Source organism: Nitrospirota bacterium (assembly GCA_016219645.1).
Taxonomy (GTDB): domain Bacteria; phylum Nitrospirota; class Nitrospiria; order Nitrospirales; family Nitrospiraceae; genus Palsa-1315.
On the sequence record JACRLR010000068.1, the window covers coordinates 1 to 1,671 of the forward strand.

Sequence of the window (1,671 nt, forward strand, 5' to 3'; positions counted from 1 at the left end):
AGTGCAGGTCTACTATGCCTTTGACGAAGCACTCAACGAGCTACTCGAGGAAGGTGTGACCAATCGCATCCAGCGGTACAAGAAGATGGCGACCCTGATTCGTGAGCGAATGGCCAAGTTCGGTGTGAAGGCGCTTCTCCCAGTGGACCGGCAATCGAACACCATCACGGCCTATCACCTGCCGGATGGAGTTTCTTACCAGGTGTTGCATGACCGTCTGAAGCAGCAGGGCTATGTCATTTATGCCGGGCAAGGCAACTTGGAAAACAAGATTTTTCGCGTGGCCAATATGGGGGCACTGTCCGAGGCGCAGTTTGGCGGATTTCTCGACGCCTTCGAACAGGTCTGCAAATCGGTATGAAGGCGGTCATTCTGGCAGCGGGAGTCGGAAAGCGTTTGTGGGAAGTGACTCAGCATCGTCCGAAATGCCTCATCGAGATTGGCGGCCGGTCGCTCCTGCATCGCTATCTGGAGTCATTGGTTTCCGTGGGGATTCGCCGGGTGGAGATTGTTGTCGGGTACAAGCAGGAGATGATCCGTGCGGCGGTCGAGCAGGATTGTTGCGGCGTCAACGTCACGTTTTTGGTCAATGAGCAGTTTCATCGGGGCAGTATTTCCTCACTGTGGATCGCACGAACCGCGCTCGACGACGACACCATCGTGATGGATGCCGATGTGCTGTTCCATCCAGAAATCCTACGACGACTCGTGGCGTCACCCTGTGAGAATGCGCTGTTGATGGATGAGACGGTACAGCAAACTGGAGAGGAATGCATGGTGGTCGTGGCCGGGGGCCGAGTAATTGCGCTGACGAAGAATATGCCGGAACGTTACGATTATGTCGGTGAAGGGGTTGGATTTCTTCGGGTTCGGCATGCCGACACGTCTCATGTTGTCTCGTCGCTCCGTGGCTACATCGACCGAGGCTCGTGGGACATGGAGTATGAGGACGCGCTGCGACCATATTTTCAGGACGTGCGGGTTGGCTATGAACGGATTGGGGGGCTGCCCTGGACCGAGATCGATTTCATCGAAGACGTAAGAAAAGCTGAATTGGAAGTTTTGCCAAAACTATGAGAAAGTCTTCGGTTAGTACGTTGTCCGATGAAGAGGGACCCTACGCAAGGGAACACTCATGAGCAGACATCGATGCCTGGAGAACCATGAGTAAGAGCATTCTCAAAAGGAGAGTTGAGATTCAGGGGTTGGCCACGGCGATTCTGCTGCCGTCTGTCGGGGTATTCGGCGGTCCGATCGGGACGCAGGTCGACGACGTAGGGCCTTTGACCAGTGTCGTGGGGATCGGGCTCTTTCAACGAACCGTACTTACCTTGCAACGGGCGGGGATTCGTCAATTAATCGTTCTGTCCGGTTCTGAGGAAGAACAGGTGAAACAGGCGCTGGGCAAAGGGCCGCGCGTCACGATTCCCGTCCGATGGATGCCGATCCGTGAATTTCCTCTCGACGATCCTCGGACATGGGAAGCCTTGGCGGCCGAAGTGCATGGCTTTGCGTTGGTCGCGAGCGTCAATAGCGTGTTCTCGCGAGGGCTGATTGAACGGTTGCGGCGTGAGGTGCAGGACGGTCAGGCCATTGTGGTCTCGCAAGCCTCACAGGGGCAGGTCGATCAGTTTATAGTGCAGAGCCTGCGATCGAAAGTCCAGTCTGATC

At 55.7% G+C, this 1,671-nt stretch carries 3 protein-coding genes; all 3 read left to right on the forward strand.

Annotated features, from left to right (window positions below; all coding sequences use genetic code 11):
- Positions 1-361: 2-aminoethylphosphonate aminotransferase (locus tag HZB34_17780; protein ID MBI5317813.1), on the forward strand; the 361-nt coding region annotated here is incomplete at its 5' end.
- A complete protein-coding gene (locus HZB34_17785) occupies positions 358-1,077 on the forward strand; it encodes a phosphocholine cytidylyltransferase family protein (protein ID MBI5317814.1) in 720 nt (239 codons plus the stop codon). The genes HZB34_17780 and HZB34_17785, both read left to right, overlap by 4 nt.
- A gap of 86 nt (positions 1,078-1,163) precedes the next feature.
- On the forward strand, positions 1,164-1,671 hold a 508-nt coding region (locus HZB34_17790; GenBank protein ID MBI5317815.1), incomplete at its 3' end, for a hypothetical protein.